The organism is Larkinella rosea, assembly GCF_003858635.1.
Classification (GTDB): domain Bacteria; phylum Bacteroidota; class Bacteroidia; order Cytophagales; family Spirosomataceae; genus Larkinella; species Larkinella rosea.
Genome location: NZ_RQJO01000016.1, coordinates 103310 through 122093, shown reverse-complemented (window position 1 = coordinate 122093; position 18784 = coordinate 103310). Strand labels below are relative to the sequence as shown.

Below are 18784 nucleotides of genomic sequence, written 5' to 3'. Positions count from 1 at the left end.
GATTGGGAATGGACCTGGGTCGCATAGCGACCGAACAAACCCGCCAAAACCGGTTCGATCGCTACGCGATCACGGCGATACTGAGGACGTTTTGTCTACAAATATTTGGTCGCTATGCGATCTGTGTCTACCTCGATGTAAGCATCTATTCCCATGCAAAAGCCTTTTTCCAATCGGCTCTTTCCTCCAAAAATTAATTCCCAATTCAACGCGGAGAAACCGTCACCTCGCGCACTTTAATTGCTTTACGAATCTGGCCCTGTGGATTCTTGAAATCAAAATCCGAATAAACAATCAGGAATGAATTGTCGCCGGTGGGCAACAAACCGGTATACCCGCAGGAAACCTGGTCGTAGGTACTGTTTTTGCCAAAGGGCAGCATTTCGAAGGCATTCGTCCACTGTTCCCCTTTACCGTCGTTCGAAAACCGGATTTGTACGCCCGGACGACCGGAAGCTACCACCGTAACCCCGTTTTTCAACTGCAACAAGCGCGGAAAGACGCCGTTGGGGGCAAAGACCTCGGGTTTCGTGAACGTTTTGCCCTGATCCGTGGAACGGCTGGCATATAGCGGGCCGCTGTAAATGTCGTGCGACCGAATGACGCTGAGGTAGGTGCCGTTGGACAGGATTTCGAAAGCCGGTTCGGTAAACCAGAACTTATTTACGCCGTTCGTATCAATTTTGGTGTCCGGCTGATACGGAATGCGGCTCAGGATTTTCCAGGAATGCCCCGAATCCGTGGAGCGGTAAAAGAAAACCCCGCCTTTGGTGTCCACACTGCCGTCGTCCCGGATGTGAAAACCGGGGTACACGCAAGCCACCACCGACCGGTCGGCGGCCACTTTCAGATCGCCCCACCAGACCACCGGCACCATGCCGCGCAGGCTGTAGCGCAACGCCTGCGGATCGTCGAGCGTGGCCTGTTCGTTCTGCCAGGCTCGTTCCCCCTCTTTCCGGCGCGCCAGAAAAACGCCCTGCCGACTGGCAGGCATTTCGGTGAGTTTATAAAACGTGTGTTTGTAATTCCGGCGGGTCATCGAGCCAACCGGGCTGGGCATCGTCAATTCGGATTCCTTGACCGGTTTGGGCGTCACGATCTTGATCCGTTCGCCGTTGGGCATCAGCACTCCTTCAGCCAGGATGGTATGTTCCCAGTCGGTCGGGCCGGGTTTCCAGGTCTTGCCACCATCGGCCGAAATGGCCGTCGGCGATGAAGTGCCGCCGTAGGCTTCCATGTTGTCGTTGGCCATGTTCCACTTCACGGCGATGGTTCCGTCGATCGTGCGGGCAATGTCCGGAAACTGAAAATGGCCCCATTTTTCTTCCTTATCGGCCACGCTCACCACCACCGGTTCGCCCAGCGTGACGCGGTATTTTAGCCTGCCATTCTGTTTGTACTGAATAACGGTTTTGTCAAACGCCGGAATGCCGTTGGTAATGACGGAAAGCGGTTCGTTGCTCCGTTCGGCCCAATCGGTCGCCGGGATAGCGGTTTTCTGAGCGGTCGCAAAACCGCTCAGAATGAGGCCAAGAAACAGCAGGTAGGATTTTGTCATGTGGGTAATTGAGCAGAAAATCGTCAGCGCGGTGTAACCGTTACTTCCCGAACTTTAATGGCCTTGCGGATTTCGCCCTGCGCATTTTTGTATTTAAAATCGGAATAAACGAGCAGGAATTTATCCGGCCCCAGCGCCAGCAGATCGGGATACCCGCAGGAGACGGCATCTTTCTGGTCCGTAAAAGGCAGCATTTCAAAGGCGTCGCTCCATTGCAACCCCTTCGATCCGTTGGAAAACCGGAGTTGCATGCCCGGTCGGCCCGACGCCAGGGCGACGACCCCGTTTTTTAGCTGGAGCAATTTGGGCAATACCCCCGAACTGGTGAAAACCTTCGGCCGGCTCCAGTTCGCTCCTTTATCGACCGACCGGCTGACGTACATGGGACTATTGCCCAGGCCGTCGGACGTCCGGAGGACGCACAGGTAGGAACCATCGGCCAGAATTTCGAAAGCCGGTTCCGTAAAACCCAGCGCCAGTCGTTTGTTGCCGTTGGGGTCCTGCGTTACATCCGGCGCGTACGGAATTTTGCCGACCGCTTTCCAGGTTTTTCCCTGATCGGAAGAGCGGTAAAACAGCACGCCCGACGCCGGAACTTTGCCGTTTTCGAGCGAAAAACCGGGGTAGATACCCGTCACAATGTCGTTGGTCGATTCCATTTTCATGTCGCCCCACCACACCAGCGGAAACAGCTTGTTGTCGGTGTAGCGAACCGCCGTCGGATCAAGCAGTTGGCTGTGTTCCAGCGACCATTCTTTCTGGCCTTTTTTCAACCGATTGAGGTAAACGCCCTGTAATTTTTCAGGAAGCTGATCCAGTTTGTAATAGGAAAACGTCCGGCCGTAGTTTTCCGAAACCGTACCTACTTTTCTGGGCAATTTCAGGCTTGCGGTGTCCAGCGCGGGGGGCGTATAATTCCGGATGATATCGCCGTTGGGCAGCAATAAGCCATCGCCCGGCGGTTTGGGTCCACCGGGAAACGTCCAGGTTTTTCCGCCGTCCTTCGAAACCGCAAAACCGTCGCTGTCTTTGCCATAACTCTCGGCGTGGTCGGTGTGCATGGCCCAGGTTGCCACAATCGCTCCGTCGATGCTTCGATACAGCTTCGGGAACTGGATAAAACCCCAACCTTCCGGTTTTTCGGCGACGGTTACCACCACCGGTTCGCCCAGGGTGATCCGGTATTTTTCGCTGCCATTCTGTTTATAAAGGCCTTCCGTTTTGCCATACGCCGGAATCCCGTGCGAAATGACGGTGAAGCGGACGTTTTTTTGTTCTTCCCAGTTAACCGGCGCCGTCGGCTGGCTTTTTCCAACCCAGGGCAGCGAACCGAGCAGAACGACGAGAAAATAGTTTTTCATGGGGTTAGAAGGTTATTCTATTTCTTCTTTTCCTGCCAATCCAAAACCGGATTGGCAGGAAAAGAAGAAATAGAACTGGTCAAGGATAGGAATAGAAAAACCGGCACCGTCGGTTTGGACCTAGGATGCCGGTGGAGGAAATTAGTAGCCCGGATTCTGCTTGATTTTGGGTTCCAGACTCAGTACGTTGCTGGAAATCGGGAACAGCAGCAGGTAATCCTTGCCTTTCTGAGCCTGGAGCGACGGCACGATGTCGAACGCTTTGCCAAACCGCACCAGATCCCACCAGCGTTTGCCTTCCAGCATCAGTTCCAGCAAGCGTTCTTTCAGGATGGCCGCGTCGTTGGCTTCCTTCGTGCCGTTGACGAATTTGTAGGCATCGAACTTGGTGCCGTATGCCCGTTGGCGGATCAGGTTCATCTCCGTGCTGGGGTCTTGTCCGAGCGCATTTTTGGCTTCGGCTTTCAGCAGCAGCACGTCAGCGTAGCGGTACAGGATGATGTCATCGACGAAAAACCGCACCCCGCCTTCGACCGTTCCCTGGCCTTTCGTCTGCACCGAGATGAAGTAGTTGCGGGCGCCATTGGCTCCGGTCGTATAAACCTCGTGGAAGGTTCCGGCCCGGCGTTGATCGTCGACCGAAAACTGATTGCGGACGAGCGCACTGGGTTCCCACACGTTGTTTCCACCCGAAACGCCCACGATGGTTTTCGAAATGGCTTCGGCATTGGCCGGCAAGACTCCAACGGCCATGTAGATGTTATTGAAGTAGTTATCGGTTGCTTCCAGGTACCGGAAGCCCACCGACATCAGGATTTCCTTGCTGCCTTTGTTGGTGTATTTGAACAGGCTGGCGTAGTCGGCCAGCAGCGAAACGTCGGCTTTGCCCACTTCGTCGCAGGCTGCCAGCGCCGTCGTGAAATCGGCCTGACCACCGTTCAGGCGTTTGCCCGTCCACAAATACACATCGGCTTTCAGTGCATTGACCGACGGTTTCGACCACATGCTCCGGCCGTTCGTAAAATTGTTGTCCGGAAAGAGTTGCAGCGCTTTTTCAATGTCTTCTTTGATCAGTTTAAAGACATCCGCAACGGGCGAGCGTTCAATAAAGGTCGTTTCCGGGTCGTAACCTTCGGTGGGCAGGGTTCGCAGGGGCAGGTCGCCCCAGGTCCGGACCATGACGAAGTAGAGGTACGCCCGCATCGCGTAGGCCTGCGCTATCGTAGTGTTTTTTGCACTTTCCGAACTAAAGGTAATCGTCGGCGCGTATTTCAGAATCAGGTTAGCCGCATTGACCGCCGAATACAGACCGATCCAGTCGGGTCCGGCACCAGCCTGGCTGATGGTATTCAGGTAGAAACGGTCATAATCGAGTGTACCGGCCAGCGATTTCTGCATCACTTCACTGCGCCCTTCGCCGTAAATGAACAGGTTGAGCAGCGCTTCGTTCCGCAGTTTGACGTACATCCCGTTCAACCCGCCTTTGGCGTCGTCTTCCGTTTTCCAGAACGACGCATTCGTGATGACGCTCGTCGGTTCAACATTCAATTGATCGGTGCAGGAAGAGGTACTGATCAGCAGGCCCAGCAGCAATCCCGAAAAAAGTTTATAGCGTGATTTCATGGTTCAGCGAGTGATTAGAAGGTAAGAGAAGCCCCAAACGCGATGTTCTTCGGAATCGGATACCGACCGTTGTCCCGGGTGCCGTCTTCCGGATTCAAGCCTTTGTAAGCCGTAAAGTAATGTAGGTTGCTGCCGGTCAGGTTGAAGCGCAGGTTACTGAGTTTAAACCGCTGCAAAACCGCCGTCGGAACGCTGTAGCTCAGGGTAACTTCCCGCAGACACAGGTAATCGCCTTTTTCGTAATAGATGGAATTGGTCGTTAATTCGTGCCAGGCCGTTCCGCGCCAGTTGCTGTAGTTGCCAATCCCCGGCTGGTACTGCACCATGCTGGCAATATCACCCTGTTTTTTCCAGGATTTTTCGGCCATTTCCTTCGTCATGCTCACCCCGGCCCACTGACCGTCCATGAACGCCCGGGCGTAGTTATAAATGGTGTGGCCCGTCGCGTAATCCATCCGAATCAGGAAGTTGAAGTTCTTGTACGACAGGGTGTTGGAAATACCGCCGGTCCAGAGCGGGAACGGATTGCCCATGTAAACGCGATCCCGTTCGTCGATGATGTTGTTGCCGTCCAGATCCTGGAAGATCGCATCGCCACCGTATTTGGTTTTATCGGCGTAGGTAATCATCTGATCCACCGGTGCTGATTTGGCGGCTTCGTCCGTGGCATAGACGCCAATCTGGTTCCAGGCGTAATGGTCGCCAATCCGCCCACCTTCCTGCAAACCAGCAACCCAGATGTATGATCCGCTGGCGGCATCATACACGTTGTACCCACCGATCCGGTTGTTTGCGGTTCCGTTGAAGGGCAGCTTCAGAATTTTGTGCGTGGTTTTGGCCGCATTCAGGCCGATCTGCCACTGCAGCGCGGAAGAGGGCGACAGAACCTGCGCGCTGAGTTCGAGTTCAACCCCTTTGTTTTCGAGGCTGGCCAGGTTCGTGAAGATACTCGAAAAACCGGTCGAGGGCGGCAGCGTCAGGCTGGTCAGCAGGTTGTCGGTCACACGACGGTACACATCGACAATCAGGTTTACCCGGCTTTTGAACAGGCCGAGATCGGCACCGACGTTGAAGGTCTTGGACTGTTCCCATTTCAGATTCGGGTTTGGAATCACGGTATTTTGTACGGCAGAAACGCCCAGATAACGCGCACCGACACCGTATTCTCCCTGCGACTGGAAGTCGGAAAGACCACTGATGTTTCCGTTCACCCCGTAACTTCCGCGTAGTTTCAACTGAATCAGATCGGCGGGCAGTGCTTTCCAGAACTCTTCGTGGTGGAGGTTCCAACCGACCGAAACACCCGGGAAAAAGCCCCATTTGTGACTGGCACCCAGGTTGGAAGCACCGTCGTAGCGGGCGTTCAGCGAGAACAGGTACTTCTGCTTGTAATCGTAGTTGACCCGGCCAAAATAGCCCAGAATCACCTGATCACTGACCGAACCACCCACCGAAACCGGCGTCGTGGCCGCATTCAGCGTCGGAATCAGATCCGTAGCTGCGCCCTGGCCGCTGGCCGATAAGGCAAAGCTGTTTCGACCGAAGTAAGAAAAACCGCCTTTGATCGATAGATTATGCGATGTGGCAAACGTTTTGTCGTAGGATAAAACGGCATCCGCCTGATACTGAGTCAACTTCGTGTAAGAAGAACTGGCCGCCCGTGTCGTTACTGCCGTGGTTCCGTTGTAATAGGAGGGAAGAAACGAATAGCCATCGGTCGCCAGTTTATACATCGAAACCTGGGGTTCGAACGAAAGACCCGGCAAAATATCCCAGCGGCCACCGACCGACAGCGTCATGTTTTCGATGGAATTGCCGCGTTTGTCCTTGTTCAGGAAGTACAACGGATTTCCGTTACCCCGGTTGGAGCCCGGTGCCAGCGAACCGTCTTCGTAATACAGTTTCGAGGTCGGCACGTTGGCCGCCGAGCGGTAGAAAATCTGCGAAATATTATACACCTCGTTGTTGCTCGAACGGGTGTACATCGTCCGGCCAAAGAACGTCAGGTTGTCCCGCACCTTGAGTTCGCCGTTGAGGTTGAAGGTCAGGCGGTCGTATTTGGTCGTGATCACCGTTCCCTGATTGTTCAGATAGCCGATGCCCGCGTTGAACGTCGCTTTTTCGGAACCGCCGGTCAATGAAACGTAATGGTTGTGCGAAACCCCGTCCTGATAAATCAGTTTCTGGTAATCAGTCCCCTGAAAAATGATCGTTTTGGACGAATCCAGCGGGTCGGGCATGCTTTCCCAGCCTTCGTTCAGTTTGTATTTATTGGCTTCCGTGAGGTATTGGGTCGTGTATACCGTGTTGTTCGTCAGGTCGTTACCGGTTCCCGCACCGGTCGCCAACGTCAACTGCCGCGTGGCCGTCGGGTCTTTTTTCGCCGAGCGAACCGCCCCGAGTCGTTGCAGGTAAATGTAGTCGCGGGCCGAGGCCATTTCGTACATTTTACCCGGTTTTGAGAAAATCAGGTCATACGAATAGGTCACCCGGGTTTTGCCGCTCTTACCGGTTTTAGTGGTAATAATCACCACCCCGTTGGAACCCCGCGCGCCATAAATAGCCGTCGAAGCGGCATCTTTCAGCACTTGCAGCGACTCGATGTCGTCGGGGTTGATGTCATTCATATTGGTCCGAATGATCCCGTCGATGATGTAAAGCGGGGCCGCGCCGTTGGGGTTGTTGATGGACGTTCCCCCGCGAATGATGATCCGGGGAGCCGCGCCCGGTTGCCCACCGGATTCCGTTCCCTGCACCCGAACGCCCGGCAGCGTACCCTGCAAGGCCGAAGCCGCGTTGGCGTACGGAATGTTTTCCAGCACTTTCGTGTCCAGCTTCGAAACGGAGGTTGTCAGCACTTCCCGCGACTGCGTTCCGTAACCGACAACAACGACTTCGTTCAGGGTTTTACTATCGCCTTTCAGCGTCACATCCAGCAGCGCCTGGTTGCCAACGACGATTTCCTGGGATTCGTACCCCAGAAAGCTGAAGACCAAAACCGCCTGGTTGTTCGGTACGTTGAGCGTGTACTGACCACTGGCATCCGTAGTGGTTCCGGTGGTGGTTCCTTTCAGAACGATGCTGACGCCGGGTAAACCTTCGTTGCGTTCATCGGTAATTTTTCCTTTGACAGAGCGGGTTTGCTGAGCGAAAACGGCCAGACTGGTGAAGAAGAGGACGACCAGCAAAAAACAGCGTTTTTCGAAAAAAACAGCAGGTAAAGTTTTCTTTTCCATAGTATCTTAAATAGAAAGTCGTACCAAATTTGACGATAGCAAAATTAAGTTTCGTTTCTATTGTATTCTGCTACTTTTATTTGTATTTGTAATACTATTTTTCGGAAAAGCAGCAACGATACTATTTTTCGGGAGAAAAGAAGTTTAGACGACGTTTAGCGTCCTCCGATACTCACTGGGGGTCATATTTTTGATTTTTTTGAACTGCCGGTTGAAGTTGGCCAGGTTATTAAAACCGCTCTCACCGGCGGCTTCCACAATGTTCAGATCCTTCTCGGAAATCAGCTTGCACGCGTACCCGATACGCACGGTATTCAGGTATTCGACAAACGAGACCCGGTAGTGATCCTTGAAAAAACAGCAGAACGTGGTCAGGGCCATATTGGCTACACCCGCAATTTCTGACAATGTGATTTCTTCCTGAAAATTCTGCATTATATATTGGTTGATCTTCCGGAGGTGATCGGACGACTTGAGCTGGGTATTCTGCACAAAACCGGGGCTCGCCAGGTATTCGTATTCAGTTGTATGTGCCAGAAGGTCAAATAGTTGGAGGAGGGACGATAGCCGCTGCAGCCCGTTCATCGGTAGCATTTGGGTCATCAGAGCGGTTATTTTTTCACGGGTTTCACCTTTAATGACCATGCCCCGGTTGGATCGTAGCAGGAAACTGCGGAATGCTTCCATTTCGGGGATTTCCATGAACGGCTTGCCCAGAAACGCATCGACGAACTGCACCACGATGGCGTCGGCCTGATAACCGGCTTCGCCCTTGAAAAACTCCGGATCGTTCACCCAGACGTGCGGCAGCGACGGCCCCATAAAAACCAGATCACCCGCGTCGAAATAACCGATGTGATCGCCCACCATTCGCCGACCGGTACTTTTTAACACCAGAACCAGCTCGTATTCGGGATGATAATGCCAGGGACAAGGAAAAAATTGGCCAATTTCCTGAAATACAATAAAAGATTTGTCATATTCCTGCGGTAACCGAAATTCAACTGTTTTCATCGTAAATAGGGCATAGAAGATAAAACCGGTCAGTAAGTATATCGAAAATCCTGATTTCGGCGAAGAGTTATGAAAAATAGTATTAGAAATATGGATAAAAGTAACAGGAATAGCAAACTTGCGGGACTACTTTTGCTGATAATTAGAGGGCCGATACTGCATGCCCTCCGACGACCTTCTATTCTATCACTGCATTTTCACGCATGAGTAAAACAAAAGTAATCCACCCCGACCGCGATCCCGCCTTTGCAACCGGTGCCTATTCGGATGGCGTGATTGCCGGTGGCTTTCTGTTCATTAGCGGACAAGCCGCCGTTGATTTTAAAACGTCCCAATTCGTGCTGGGATCCATTGAAGAAGAAACCCACCTGACCCTGACCAATATCAAAGCCATCATCGAATCGGCGGGTGCCACGATGGACGATGTCGTAAAATGTACTGCCCACCTGGCCGACATTGCCGACTTCGATCGCTACAATGTGGTGTATGCCAGTTATTTTCCGGGCATCAAACCCGCCCGGACTACGGTGCAGTCGGTGCTGGCGGAAGGATTGAAAGTAGAAATTGATTGCATTGTTAAACTCCCGGCCTAAAACCGGTTCGGCGAATGGATGAGACTATACAAACGAGGGAGATCAGCGTAGGCGTTGTCGGACTTGGGTTGATGGGAAGCAGCATCGTGGCGGCTCTGCTGCTGGCGGGCCACCCGGTGAAAGCGATTGCTCCGCTGCCCGATGAGCTGGCCGACGCGCCGGAACGCATTCAAAGTCAGATCAGACACGGCGAGGAAGCGGATTTACTCACCCAATCGGTGGCGGAATACATGGCCCAACTGACGGTTTCGGCGGATTATAGCGTCCTGAGCGATTGTCAGATGGTGCTGGAATGTGTGACGGAAAAAATTGCCATCAAACAGATCGTTTACCGGAAAATTGCGGACGTGGTCAGCAGCGATGCCATCATTGCCAGCAATACGTCGGCCATTCCGATCAGCATGCTGCAGCAGTATGTCCCGAATCCGGAGCGGTTTTTGGGCATTCACTGGGCCGAACCGGCGTACATGACCCGGTTTATGGAAATTACCTGCGGTACAGAAACCTCGCTGGAACGCGCCAACTGGGCGTTCGAACTGGCCCATTACTGGAAAAAAGAACCCACACTGCTGCGGAAAGACATTCGCGGTTTTGTCACCAACCGGCTGATGTACGCCATTTACCGCGAAGGCCTGCACCTGGTGGAAAACGGTGATGCGAGCCTGGAGGATGTCGACAAAGCGTTCCGGTACGATGCCGGTTCCTGGATCACGATGATGGGCATTTTCCGGCGGATGGACTACACCGGTTTGCAGGATTATCCCGAAATCTTCCGGCGCCTTTTTCCGCTGCTGTCGAACTCCGAACAGGTTCCCAAACTAATGCAACAGCTTGTCGATCAGCAACTCCGGGGAACGCAGAGCGCGAAGGGCTTGTATGACTATACCGAAGAAGAAGCGAAGGAATGGGACAAAGCCTTTGCGGTTTTTAACAAAGATATTTACCAATTGGCCGCCCGGTATCCGTTCCGGACCGACCAGCGAATCGGCTAAATCAACACAATGACACAGTATACCGAATCGGCCGCCCTGCTCGAACGGGCGAAAAAAGTACTGGCCGGGGGCGTTTCGTCCGAGTTTCGTAAGTACAATCATCCACACGCTATTTTTTATACGCATGGGAAAGGAAGTCGGATCTACGACGTCGACGGCAACGAATACCTGGATTTTACGCTGAGCCAGGGGCCGTTGTTGCTCGGCCATTCGCATCCGGACGTGTTGCAGGCCATTAACGAGTATTCCGAAAAAGGCCAGCTCTTTGCCGGACAACACCACCGGGAAATCGAACTTGCCGAGAAGCTCGCCGACCTGATTCCCTCTGCCGAATTGATGCGGTTTTGCCTCGACGGTTCCGAAGCCGTGCAAACCGCTTTTCGGATCGCCCGCGCCAAAACCGGCAAACCCAAATTTCTCCGTTTTGAAGGCCATTATCACGGTTGGTTGGATAACGTCGCGTGGGGGCTTTCGCAGCCCTCCGCCGACGCCTTGGGCGATCGGGAGTCTCCGAATGCGTATCCCTGGAGCGCCGGTTTGGCCGACAACGCCCGCGACGAATTCCTGATTCTGCCGTGGAACGATCTGGAACTGGTTCGAAAAACCGTTGCCGAACACCACCACGAACTGGCCGCCATCATTACCGAGCCGATTATGTGCAACAACGGCTGCATTCTGCCCAAAGACGGTTTTTTGCAGGGCTTGCGCGACATCTGCGATGAATACGGGATCGCCCTCATTTTCGACGAAGTGATCACCGGTTTTCGGGTTTCGCTCCGGGGGGCGCAGCATTATTTTGGCATCACGCCCGATCTGTCCATTTTCGCCAAAGCCATCGCCAGCGGGTATCCGATCAGCGCCATTGTTGGTAAATACGACTGGATGCGCCTGATCGAAGAAGCCAGGGTCATTCACGCGGGGACGATGAACGCCGGAAATCCGACCATTGCAGCCGCCTTGGCCACGATTCAGGTTCTGGAGCGCGATCAACCACACGAGCGGCTGTACCGGTTTGGTCAGAAACTGATGGCGGGTTTGCGGCAGGCAGCCGCCGAAACCGGTCAGAATCTGAAGGTACAGGGCCTCGGGCCGATGTTCCATTCCGGGTTTACCAATCTGGAAAGCGTTACCGATTACCGGGATACGCTGTCGTATGACAAGGCGAAACTCGGCAAATTTATTGCGGGTATGCACGACAAAGGCGTTCGGGTCATTGGCCGGGGGCTGTGGTACATCAGTGCCGCCCATACCGAAGCCGACATCGACCATGCCATCGAAACGGCCCGCGAAGTGCTTGGAAATCTATAGTTGGAAAACCGGAAATAAGTGCAGAACGTCGAAGCGTACGTGTTCCCCGCGTTTTAACACACCTGAATTATGAGTCATACATCACCTGAAAGAGAACCGATCCTCGTCACGGGCTGGAGCAAACTGACGACCGGAATTGTCAACTGTTTACGACAGGCGGGCCACCCGGTTACGGTCTGTGCCGACAGTCGGTTTGAGAACCCTGCGAGTGCGCCGGTTTCGCCGAATCAACTGGAAATCAATTCATCAGACCGGTTTTTGACGGTAATCGACCGGCTGGACGAAGCCGCCGATTTTAGCCAGGTGATTGCCTGTACGGATGAAAATGAGGTTCAGAAAAAAGCCCTGATCCGGCAACTGGAAGCGGTTCTTCCGTCCGATGCGCTGATTGCCATCAATACCGAAAGCATTCCGCTCAGCACGCTTCAGCAGGAGGCCTCCAACCCGGAACGGATCATTGGCGTCAACTGGACAATTCCCGCCGATACAACTTATTTTCTGGAAATTATTGCCAATGATAAAACGGACAGCCGCCAGGTCAATGCGTTTTATACGACGGCCAAACTGGTCTGGCAAAAAGACCCGTATGTGGTTCGCAACGACAACGGTATCCGAACGCGCCTGTTGTGCGCCATGATTCGGGAAGCGTTTTACCTGGTGGAAAATGGCTACGTGACCGTCGAGGATGTCGACCGCGCCTGCCGGAACGATCCCGGTTATTACCTGCCGTTTTCGGGCAATTTCCGGTACATGGATTTGATGGGCACCTTCATTTACGGCGTGGTGATGCAGGATCTGTTTCCTGAACTGTCGAAAGCCCGCCATGTTCCCCGGTTTTTCAACGAAATCGTGCAGGACGGCGGTTTGGGAATGGTAACCGAAAAAGGATTTTATGCGTACAAAAAAGACGAAGCCGAGCAGTGGGAAGAATCGTTTCGGGAGTTTAGCCACCAGATTCGCGACCTGATCAGCAAGTATCCGTTTGACTACGCCGAAGTGCCGCAACCGATTCGTAAACAGCCGGTTGTGCAATGAAAAAACGATTGATTTTTGACGCCCATCTCGATCTGGCGATGAACGCGCTGGAATGGAACCGGGATCTGTCGCGCCCGCTGGTCGAAATCCGGCAACGGGAAATGGGAATGAAAGACAAGCCCGACCGGGGCCGGGGCACGGTTTGTTTGCCCGAACTGCGGAAGGGCGGGATTGGGCTGGTGGTGGCCACGCAACTGTCGCGGGTGACTCCGCCGGGGAGCGCGCTGCCCGGCTGGCATTCGCCCCAGCAGGCCTGGGCCATGACGCAGGCCCAACTGGTCTGGTACCGCGAAATGGAAGCCCTCGGCGAAATGGTGCAGATCACCAATTTGACCGAACTGGAAACCCATTTGGCGCTTTGGGAAAACACCGAAATACCGGACGAGACGAAAGCCATCGGCTATATTTTAAGTCTGGAAGGGGCGGATTCGCTGGTCGATAGTTCGTATTTGCACCGGGCTTATGACTACGGCTTGCGGGCGATGGGGCTGTCGCATTTCGGACCGGGGCGGTATGCGCCGGGCACGAAGATGGAGGGCCCGCTGACGCCCCTGGGACTGGATTTACTGAACGAAATGGGCAAACTCAACCTGATTCTGGACGTTACGCACCTGACCGACGAAGGCTTTGAGCAGGTGATGGAATTATACCAGGGACCGGTTTGGGCCAGTCACCACAACGTCCGAAAAATCGTTCCGAACCAGCGCCAACTCACGGACGAACAGATTAAACAACTCATTGAACGCGATGCAGTCATTGGCGGGATGCTGGACTGCTGGGCGATGGACATCCGGTTTATCGATACGGTTTCGGACCCCTGGCAACTGGACATCCGGCTCGAAAACCTCGTCGACCATTGGGATCACATCTGCCAGATTGCCGGTAACAGTCATCACGTCGCCATTGGCAGCGACCTCGACGGTATTTTCGGCACCGAGCAGTCGCCCTGGGACATGAACTCGATTGCCGATTTGCGGAAATACGAGACGATACTTGAAAAAAGAGGCTATCAGCCATCGGATATCGACAATATTTTTCACGGAAACTGGCTCCGGTTTTTGCGCCGGGCCTGGAAATAAAATTTTGACCGCTGTCAGGGTCTTTGACCGTGCGACACCCTGTCAGCGGCCAAAGACCCTGACAGCGGTGAACCGACCCTAAAACCGAACGAACTATGACTTTTCAAGCCGGAGCGGCTCAGGTGGACATTACGCCCCCATTGGGAACGTTGATCAACGGCGATTTCATTACTCATTACGCCCGTTTTATCCACGATCCTTTATTCGCCAAAGCGCTGGTTTTGCAACAGGGCGACACGCGGGTGGCGCTGGTGATTGTCGATATCTGCGCCATGCCTCGGGATTTTCTGGATGCGGTCAAAATCAGGATTCAGGACGAAACCGGTCTTTTGCCCCAGAATGTACTGATTGCCAGCACGCACACGCACGCGGCCGGTTCCATTGCCAGCCTCTTGCTGGGCGCAGCCGATTTGCCGTATCGCCAAAAACTGCCCGGTTTACTCGTGGAATCCGTTAAAATGGCTTCGCAAAATTTGCGTCCGGCTAAAATCGGATTCGGGGCGGTGGACGTACCGGAACACGTCGTTTGTCGGCGGTTTTTCATGAAAGAAGGCTATGTCGCGCATAATCCCGTCAGCGGGGGAGTCGACGGTGTGAAAACCAATCCGTTTGGCGATGAACAGCAGATCGACCGGCGCGTGGTTCCCGTTGATCCACAAGTTGGCTTTCTGGCGGTAAAAGGATCGGACGATCAGTGGATTAGCCTGTTGGCGAATTACTCGCTGCATTATGTCGGCGACTGGGAAAACGGCACGATTACCGCCGACTATTTCGGTGTGTTTTCCAACGAAATCGGCCGCTTGCTGAATGCGGGCCCGGCCTTCGTCGGGATGATGAGCAACGGCACCAGTGGCGAAGCCAACATCTGGGATTTTCTGGACCCGGACCGCTACCCGAAGGCACATTTCGCCAAAAGCGATTTGATCGGCAAGGCCATTGCCGGAAAGGTCTTCGAAGCCTTGCAAACCATTGACTGGCAGGACAATCCGGTTTTGTCGGCGCAATACGCCGACGTGGAAACCGGTGTCCGAAAACCGTCGGCGGAAGAACTGGAAGCGGCTACCTTGCTGGTGGCCGAAACGCATTACGAAAACATTCAGCACCTGGATATGGACGTGCTGCGCCGGATTTACGCCCGCGAGCAGGTGTTGCTCAACGACTACCCGGACATCAATGTGTTTCCGGTGCAGGCCATCCGGATTGGCGACGGCCAGATTGGCGCGCTGGGCGGGGAGTTTTTTGCCGAAACCGGGTTGCGGCTCAAGGAAAACCGCTCGCCGTATTTTACGATCACGATGGCGAACGGCTACATCGGTTACATTCCGCCCGCGCACGAAATCGAACGGGGCGGTTACGAAACCTGGCGCTGCCGAACCAGTTTTCTGGAACCGGGCGCCGAAGAGGCCATCCGAACCAAACTGGCCGAACTGCTTGAAAAATAAGCCCGAAAACCGGGTCAACTGTATACAAAACTGTTCAAATCCCGATGGAAACAATCGACACCCAAGCCCTGAAAGAGTCGTTTCGAACCAATGGCTACGTTTTTCTGCCCGGTTTTTTATCCGCCGAAGAAGTAAGTGAACTGAACGACAAAGTCCAGCATTTTATCGCCAGTCAGGTGGCCGACATGCCCTGGGGGCACATCTTTTACGAGGATAAGAATGATCCGACGACCCTGAAGCAGTTGATCGATATGCAGCGATACGATCCGTATTTCGACAAGATGCTGAACGACAGTAAGTTCAAGCAACTGGCCGAACTGCTGCTCGATGACGCGGTGATTCCCAAAACGCTGGAATATTTCAACAAACCGCCCCGCATTGGCAAACCGACTCCCCCGCACCAGGACAATTACTACTTCATGCTGAAACCGGCCGAAGCCGCTACCATGTGGCTGGCATTGGAAGATGTCGATGCCGAAAACGGTTGCGTTCGGTACGTGACCGGTTCGCACCTCCACGGCGTTCGCCCGCACGGCCGGACGCAGACGCTCGGTTTTTCGCAGGGCATTACGGATTTCTGGACCGACGACGATCAGGCCAAAGCCGTGGCGTTTCCGGCCAAAGCCGGTGATTTGCTCATTCACCATTCGATGACCATTCACTGGGCGGAAGCCAACCGCAGCGAGCGCACGCGCAAGGCGCTCGGCTGGATTTACTGGGCGGCATCGGCGCAGGAAGACACCGAAGCCAAGGCAGCTTACCAGAAGAAACTCCAGGCTGAAACCGCGTAAAATGAGCGACCCGAACACCGTTATTGGTCACAACACCCACCGGTATCGGGTTTTCCCGGACTGGGGAAACCTGAATCCGGCGACGCATCCGGTGAACGATTGCCACGAAATGCAGCTCGACGCCCAAGGCCGGATTTTCATGCTGACCAACGAAACCCGCAACAACATCCTGATCTACGACCGCTCCGGGAAACGGCTGGATGCGTGGGGAACGGAGTATCCCGGCGGCCACGGGTTGACGTTAAGCAACGAAAACGGCGACGAGTTTCTGTTCATCACCGATATTGAACGCCATCAGGTCATCAAAACGACGCTGGAGGGGCGGGTGGTGATGACCATCGATTATCCGAAGGAAATCAGTCACTATACGTCGGCGGAGCAGTTTATGCCCACCGAAACCGCTATTGGCCCCACCGGCGACATTTACGTCACCGACGGCTACGGTTTGCAGTATGTCATCCAGTACACTCCGCAGGGCGAATACATCCGGCACTGGGGCGGACGGGGCAGCGCGAACGAGCAGTTCGACTGCGTTCACGGCATTGCGCTCGACACCCGAAAACCGGGCGAACCAACCTTGCTGATCACATCCCGGAACGATAATGTTCTGAAGCGCTTTACGTTGGACGGGAAATACCTGGCGACCATTCCGTTGCCTGGTTCCTTCGTCTGCCGACCGGTTTTGCACGATCGGTTTGTTTTTGCTGCGGTTTTCCGGTCGACGACCAACCGGAATTTCGGCTCGGGCTACATCACCGTTCTGGACGAAAACGACCGCGTAATCTCGACACCGGGAGGAACGGAACCGGTTTATGTCGACGGAAACTTACAGACCCAATTCCAGCAACAACCGGTTTTTGTTCATCCGCACGACGTATGCATCGACGCGGACGAGAATGTGTATGTTTGCCAATGGAATGCGAATAAAGCCTATCCGATGCAATTGAAGCGGGTATAACGAAACGGAAAACAGATTTTACCATGAACATGCGCGAAAGCCGGGTTTTGAAGAAGTTACGAGCTGGCGAAGTGGTCAGTTGTTTTAAAGTAAATATTGGTGACGCACAAGTGTCGGAACTGGTGGCGATGACCGGTTTTGACTGCATCTGGATCGACCAGGAACACCAGGGGCAGGACTGGTCGGTGGTGAGTTCCCACATCTGGGCCACCAAATCGCAGCAGGCCGACATCATGGTGCGGGTGCCGCGCGGCAGTTACAGCGACTACGTCAGACCGCTTGAACTGGACGCCAGCGGTATTCTGGTGCCGCACTGCATGGGCGTGGAAGATGCGAAGAACGTGGTGAAAATGACCCGGTTCCATCCACAGGGCCTGCGCGCCATCGACGGCGGCAATGCCGACGGCGCTTATACCAACATGGCGTTCAGTGATTACCTCGAGCAAGCCAACCGCCAGCGGTTTGTAGGGCTTCAGATCGAAGACCCCGAACCGCTCGACGAGCTGGACGAAATTGCCGCTCTCGACGGCGTGGACATGCTGTTTTTCGGCCCCGGCGATTTCAGTCAGGCCATCGGGGCACCCGGCGAGTGGAACCACCCCCGGCTGGTGGATGCCCGGAAACGCGTCGCTGAAGCGTGCATCAGACACGGCAAGTTTGCCGCCACCACCGGACCCATCGACCGGCTGGAAGAGTTTATTTCGCTGGGTTACAAATTCATCAATGTCGGGGCCGATGTCGTGGGCATCAGCAACTACTGTCACGGTCTGGTCAGCAAATTCAACAACGACGTCACGGCCGCTCAACCGGCGCAGGGCGGTTATAAGTGATGAGAAAAAAGCCATTGGGAAAAACCGGAATTACGGTTTCGGAACTTGCTTTTGGAGGGGTCGAAATCGGAATGCCGTACGGCATTGGCGTCAAGAGCCAGGCCGACATGATTACGGAATCGGAAGCCGTTCAGTTGTTGCACACCGCCATCGAGTCGGGCGTTAACTTTTTCGACACGGCCCGGCTTTATGGCAACAGCGAAACCATCATGGGCAAAGCGTTTCAGGACCGGCGCGGGCAGGTAATTCTGGAAACCAAATGCCGTCAGTTGCGGGACACGAACGGCGATTTGCCGGATGGCGCTACGCTGAAAAAGATCATCAAAACCTCGTTGCTGGAGAGCCTGACGGCCTTGCAGACGGATTACGTCGATGTGTACATGCTCCATCAGGCTGATTTGGGCATTCTGGAGAACGACGAAATCGCCCGGATTTTCACCGATTTAAAGGCCCAGGGCGCGATTCGGAGCATGGGCGTCTCCACGTATGCGGTCGAAGAAACCCGGAAAGCCATTGAAACCGGCGTCTGGGATGTCGTTCAACTGCCGTTCAATCTGATGGACCAGCGGCAGGCGGCTCTGTTTGACCAGGCGGCCGAAAATGGCGTCGGAATCGTAGTGCGTTCGGTGTTGCTCAAAGGCTTGCTGACGAGCAAAGGCCAGCAACTGCACCCGGCCCTGGCCAATGTCGAAAACCACCTTCGCCGGTTCGATGAACTGGTCCAAACCGGTTTTCCGAATTTGTCGACCCTGGCCATCCGGTTTGTCGCGTCCTTTCCGGCTGTTTCATCCCTGCTGGTCGGCATTGATAATCAGGACTATTTGAATCAGTCGCTGGCGTCCATTAATGGCCCGCATCTCAGCGTCGAAACAATGGCGCGGGCAAAAGCCCTGGCGTTTCCTGATCCTGCATTTCTGGATTTGCCGTATTGGGATCGGATGGGCTGGTTAAACTAAACGCGAAC

The 18784-nt window shown here is 54.3% G+C and carries 15 protein-coding genes; 10 read left to right on the top strand and 5 right to left on the bottom strand.

Annotation, left to right across the window (positions count from 1 at the left end; all coding sequences use genetic code 11):
• Positions 1-205: 205 nt before the first annotated feature.
• From EHT25_RS30585 to EHT25_RS30565, 5 genes are all read right to left on the bottom strand, one after another.
• Entirely contained in the window at positions 206-1558 is a 1353-nt protein-coding gene (locus EHT25_RS30585) for a sialidase family protein (RefSeq protein ID WP_124879256.1), read from the bottom strand.
• Positions 1559-1581: 23 nt separating this feature from the next.
• Positions 1582-2919, bottom strand: a complete 1338-nt coding sequence (locus tag EHT25_RS30580; RefSeq protein ID WP_124879255.1) for a sialidase family protein — start codon at positions 2917-2919, stop codon at positions 1582-1584.
• 141 nt (positions 2920-3060) lie between these two features.
• Complete coding sequence (locus EHT25_RS30575) at positions 3061-4542, bottom strand: RagB/SusD family nutrient uptake outer membrane protein (protein ID WP_124879254.1); 1482 nt, start codon at positions 4540-4542, stop codon at positions 3061-3063.
• A 14-nt stretch (positions 4543-4556) separates the two neighbouring features.
• Positions 4557-7778 (bottom strand): SusC/RagA family TonB-linked outer membrane protein, encoded by a 3222-nt coding sequence (locus EHT25_RS30570; protein WP_124879253.1) that lies wholly within the window; start codon positions 7776-7778, stop codon positions 4557-4559.
• Between the two features lie 144 nt (positions 7779-7922).
• Entirely contained in the window at positions 7923-8792 is an 870-nt protein-coding gene (locus EHT25_RS30565; protein WP_124879252.1) for an AraC family transcriptional regulator, read from the bottom strand.
• 203 nt (positions 8793-8995) lie between these two features.
• Between EHT25_RS30565 and EHT25_RS30560 the strand changes: the two genes are divergently transcribed.
• From EHT25_RS30560 to EHT25_RS30515, 10 genes are all read left to right on the top strand, one after another.
• Positions 8996-9385 (top strand): RidA family protein, encoded by a 390-nt coding sequence (locus EHT25_RS30560; protein WP_124879251.1) that lies wholly within the window; start codon positions 8996-8998, stop codon positions 9383-9385.
• A 14-nt stretch (positions 9386-9399) separates the two neighbouring features.
• Positions 9400-10377: a 3-hydroxyacyl-CoA dehydrogenase family protein gene (locus EHT25_RS30555; protein ID WP_124879250.1), complete on the top strand. Its 978-nt coding sequence runs from the start codon at positions 9400-9402 to the stop codon at positions 10375-10377.
• A gap of 9 nt (positions 10378-10386) precedes the next feature.
• Entirely contained in the window at positions 10387-11685 is a 1299-nt protein-coding gene (locus EHT25_RS30550) for an aspartate aminotransferase family protein (RefSeq protein ID WP_124879249.1), read from the top strand.
• Positions 11686-11754: 69 nt separating this feature from the next.
• A complete protein-coding gene (locus EHT25_RS30545) occupies positions 11755-12720 on the top strand; it encodes a 3-hydroxyacyl-CoA dehydrogenase family protein (RefSeq protein ID WP_124879248.1) in 966 nt (321 codons plus the stop codon).
• Complete coding sequence (locus EHT25_RS30540; protein ID WP_124879247.1) at positions 12717-13799, top strand: dipeptidase; 1083 nt, start codon at positions 12717-12719, stop codon at positions 13797-13799. Before EHT25_RS30545 ends, EHT25_RS30540 begins: the two co-directional genes overlap by 4 nt.
• Positions 13800-13894: 95 nt before the next feature.
• Positions 13895-15241, top strand: coding sequence for a neutral/alkaline non-lysosomal ceramidase N-terminal domain-containing protein (locus EHT25_RS30535; RefSeq protein WP_124879246.1), 1347 nt, complete (start codon positions 13895-13897; stop codon positions 15239-15241).
• Positions 15242-15285: 44 nt separating this feature from the next.
• Positions 15286-16032 (top strand): phytanoyl-CoA dioxygenase family protein, encoded by a 747-nt coding sequence (locus tag EHT25_RS30530; protein ID WP_124879245.1) that lies wholly within the window; start codon positions 15286-15288, stop codon positions 16030-16032.
• Between the two features lies 1 nt (position 16033).
• Positions 16034-16990: an NHL repeat-containing protein gene (locus EHT25_RS30525; RefSeq protein WP_124879244.1), complete on the top strand. Its 957-nt coding sequence runs from the start codon at positions 16034-16036 to the stop codon at positions 16988-16990.
• A gap of 23 nt (positions 16991-17013) precedes the next feature.
• The gene (locus EHT25_RS30520; protein WP_124879243.1) at positions 17014-17820 is read left to right on the top strand and encodes an HpcH/HpaI aldolase family protein; all 807 of its coding nucleotides are present in this window, start codon (positions 17014-17016) and stop codon (positions 17818-17820) included.
• On the top strand, positions 17820-18776 hold the full coding sequence (locus tag EHT25_RS30515; RefSeq protein ID WP_124879242.1) for an aldo/keto reductase: 957 nt from the start codon (positions 17820-17822) through the stop codon (positions 18774-18776). The genes EHT25_RS30520 and EHT25_RS30515 overlap by 1 nt, the downstream gene beginning before the upstream one ends.
• The last annotated feature ends 8 nt before the right edge of the window (positions 18777-18784 follow it).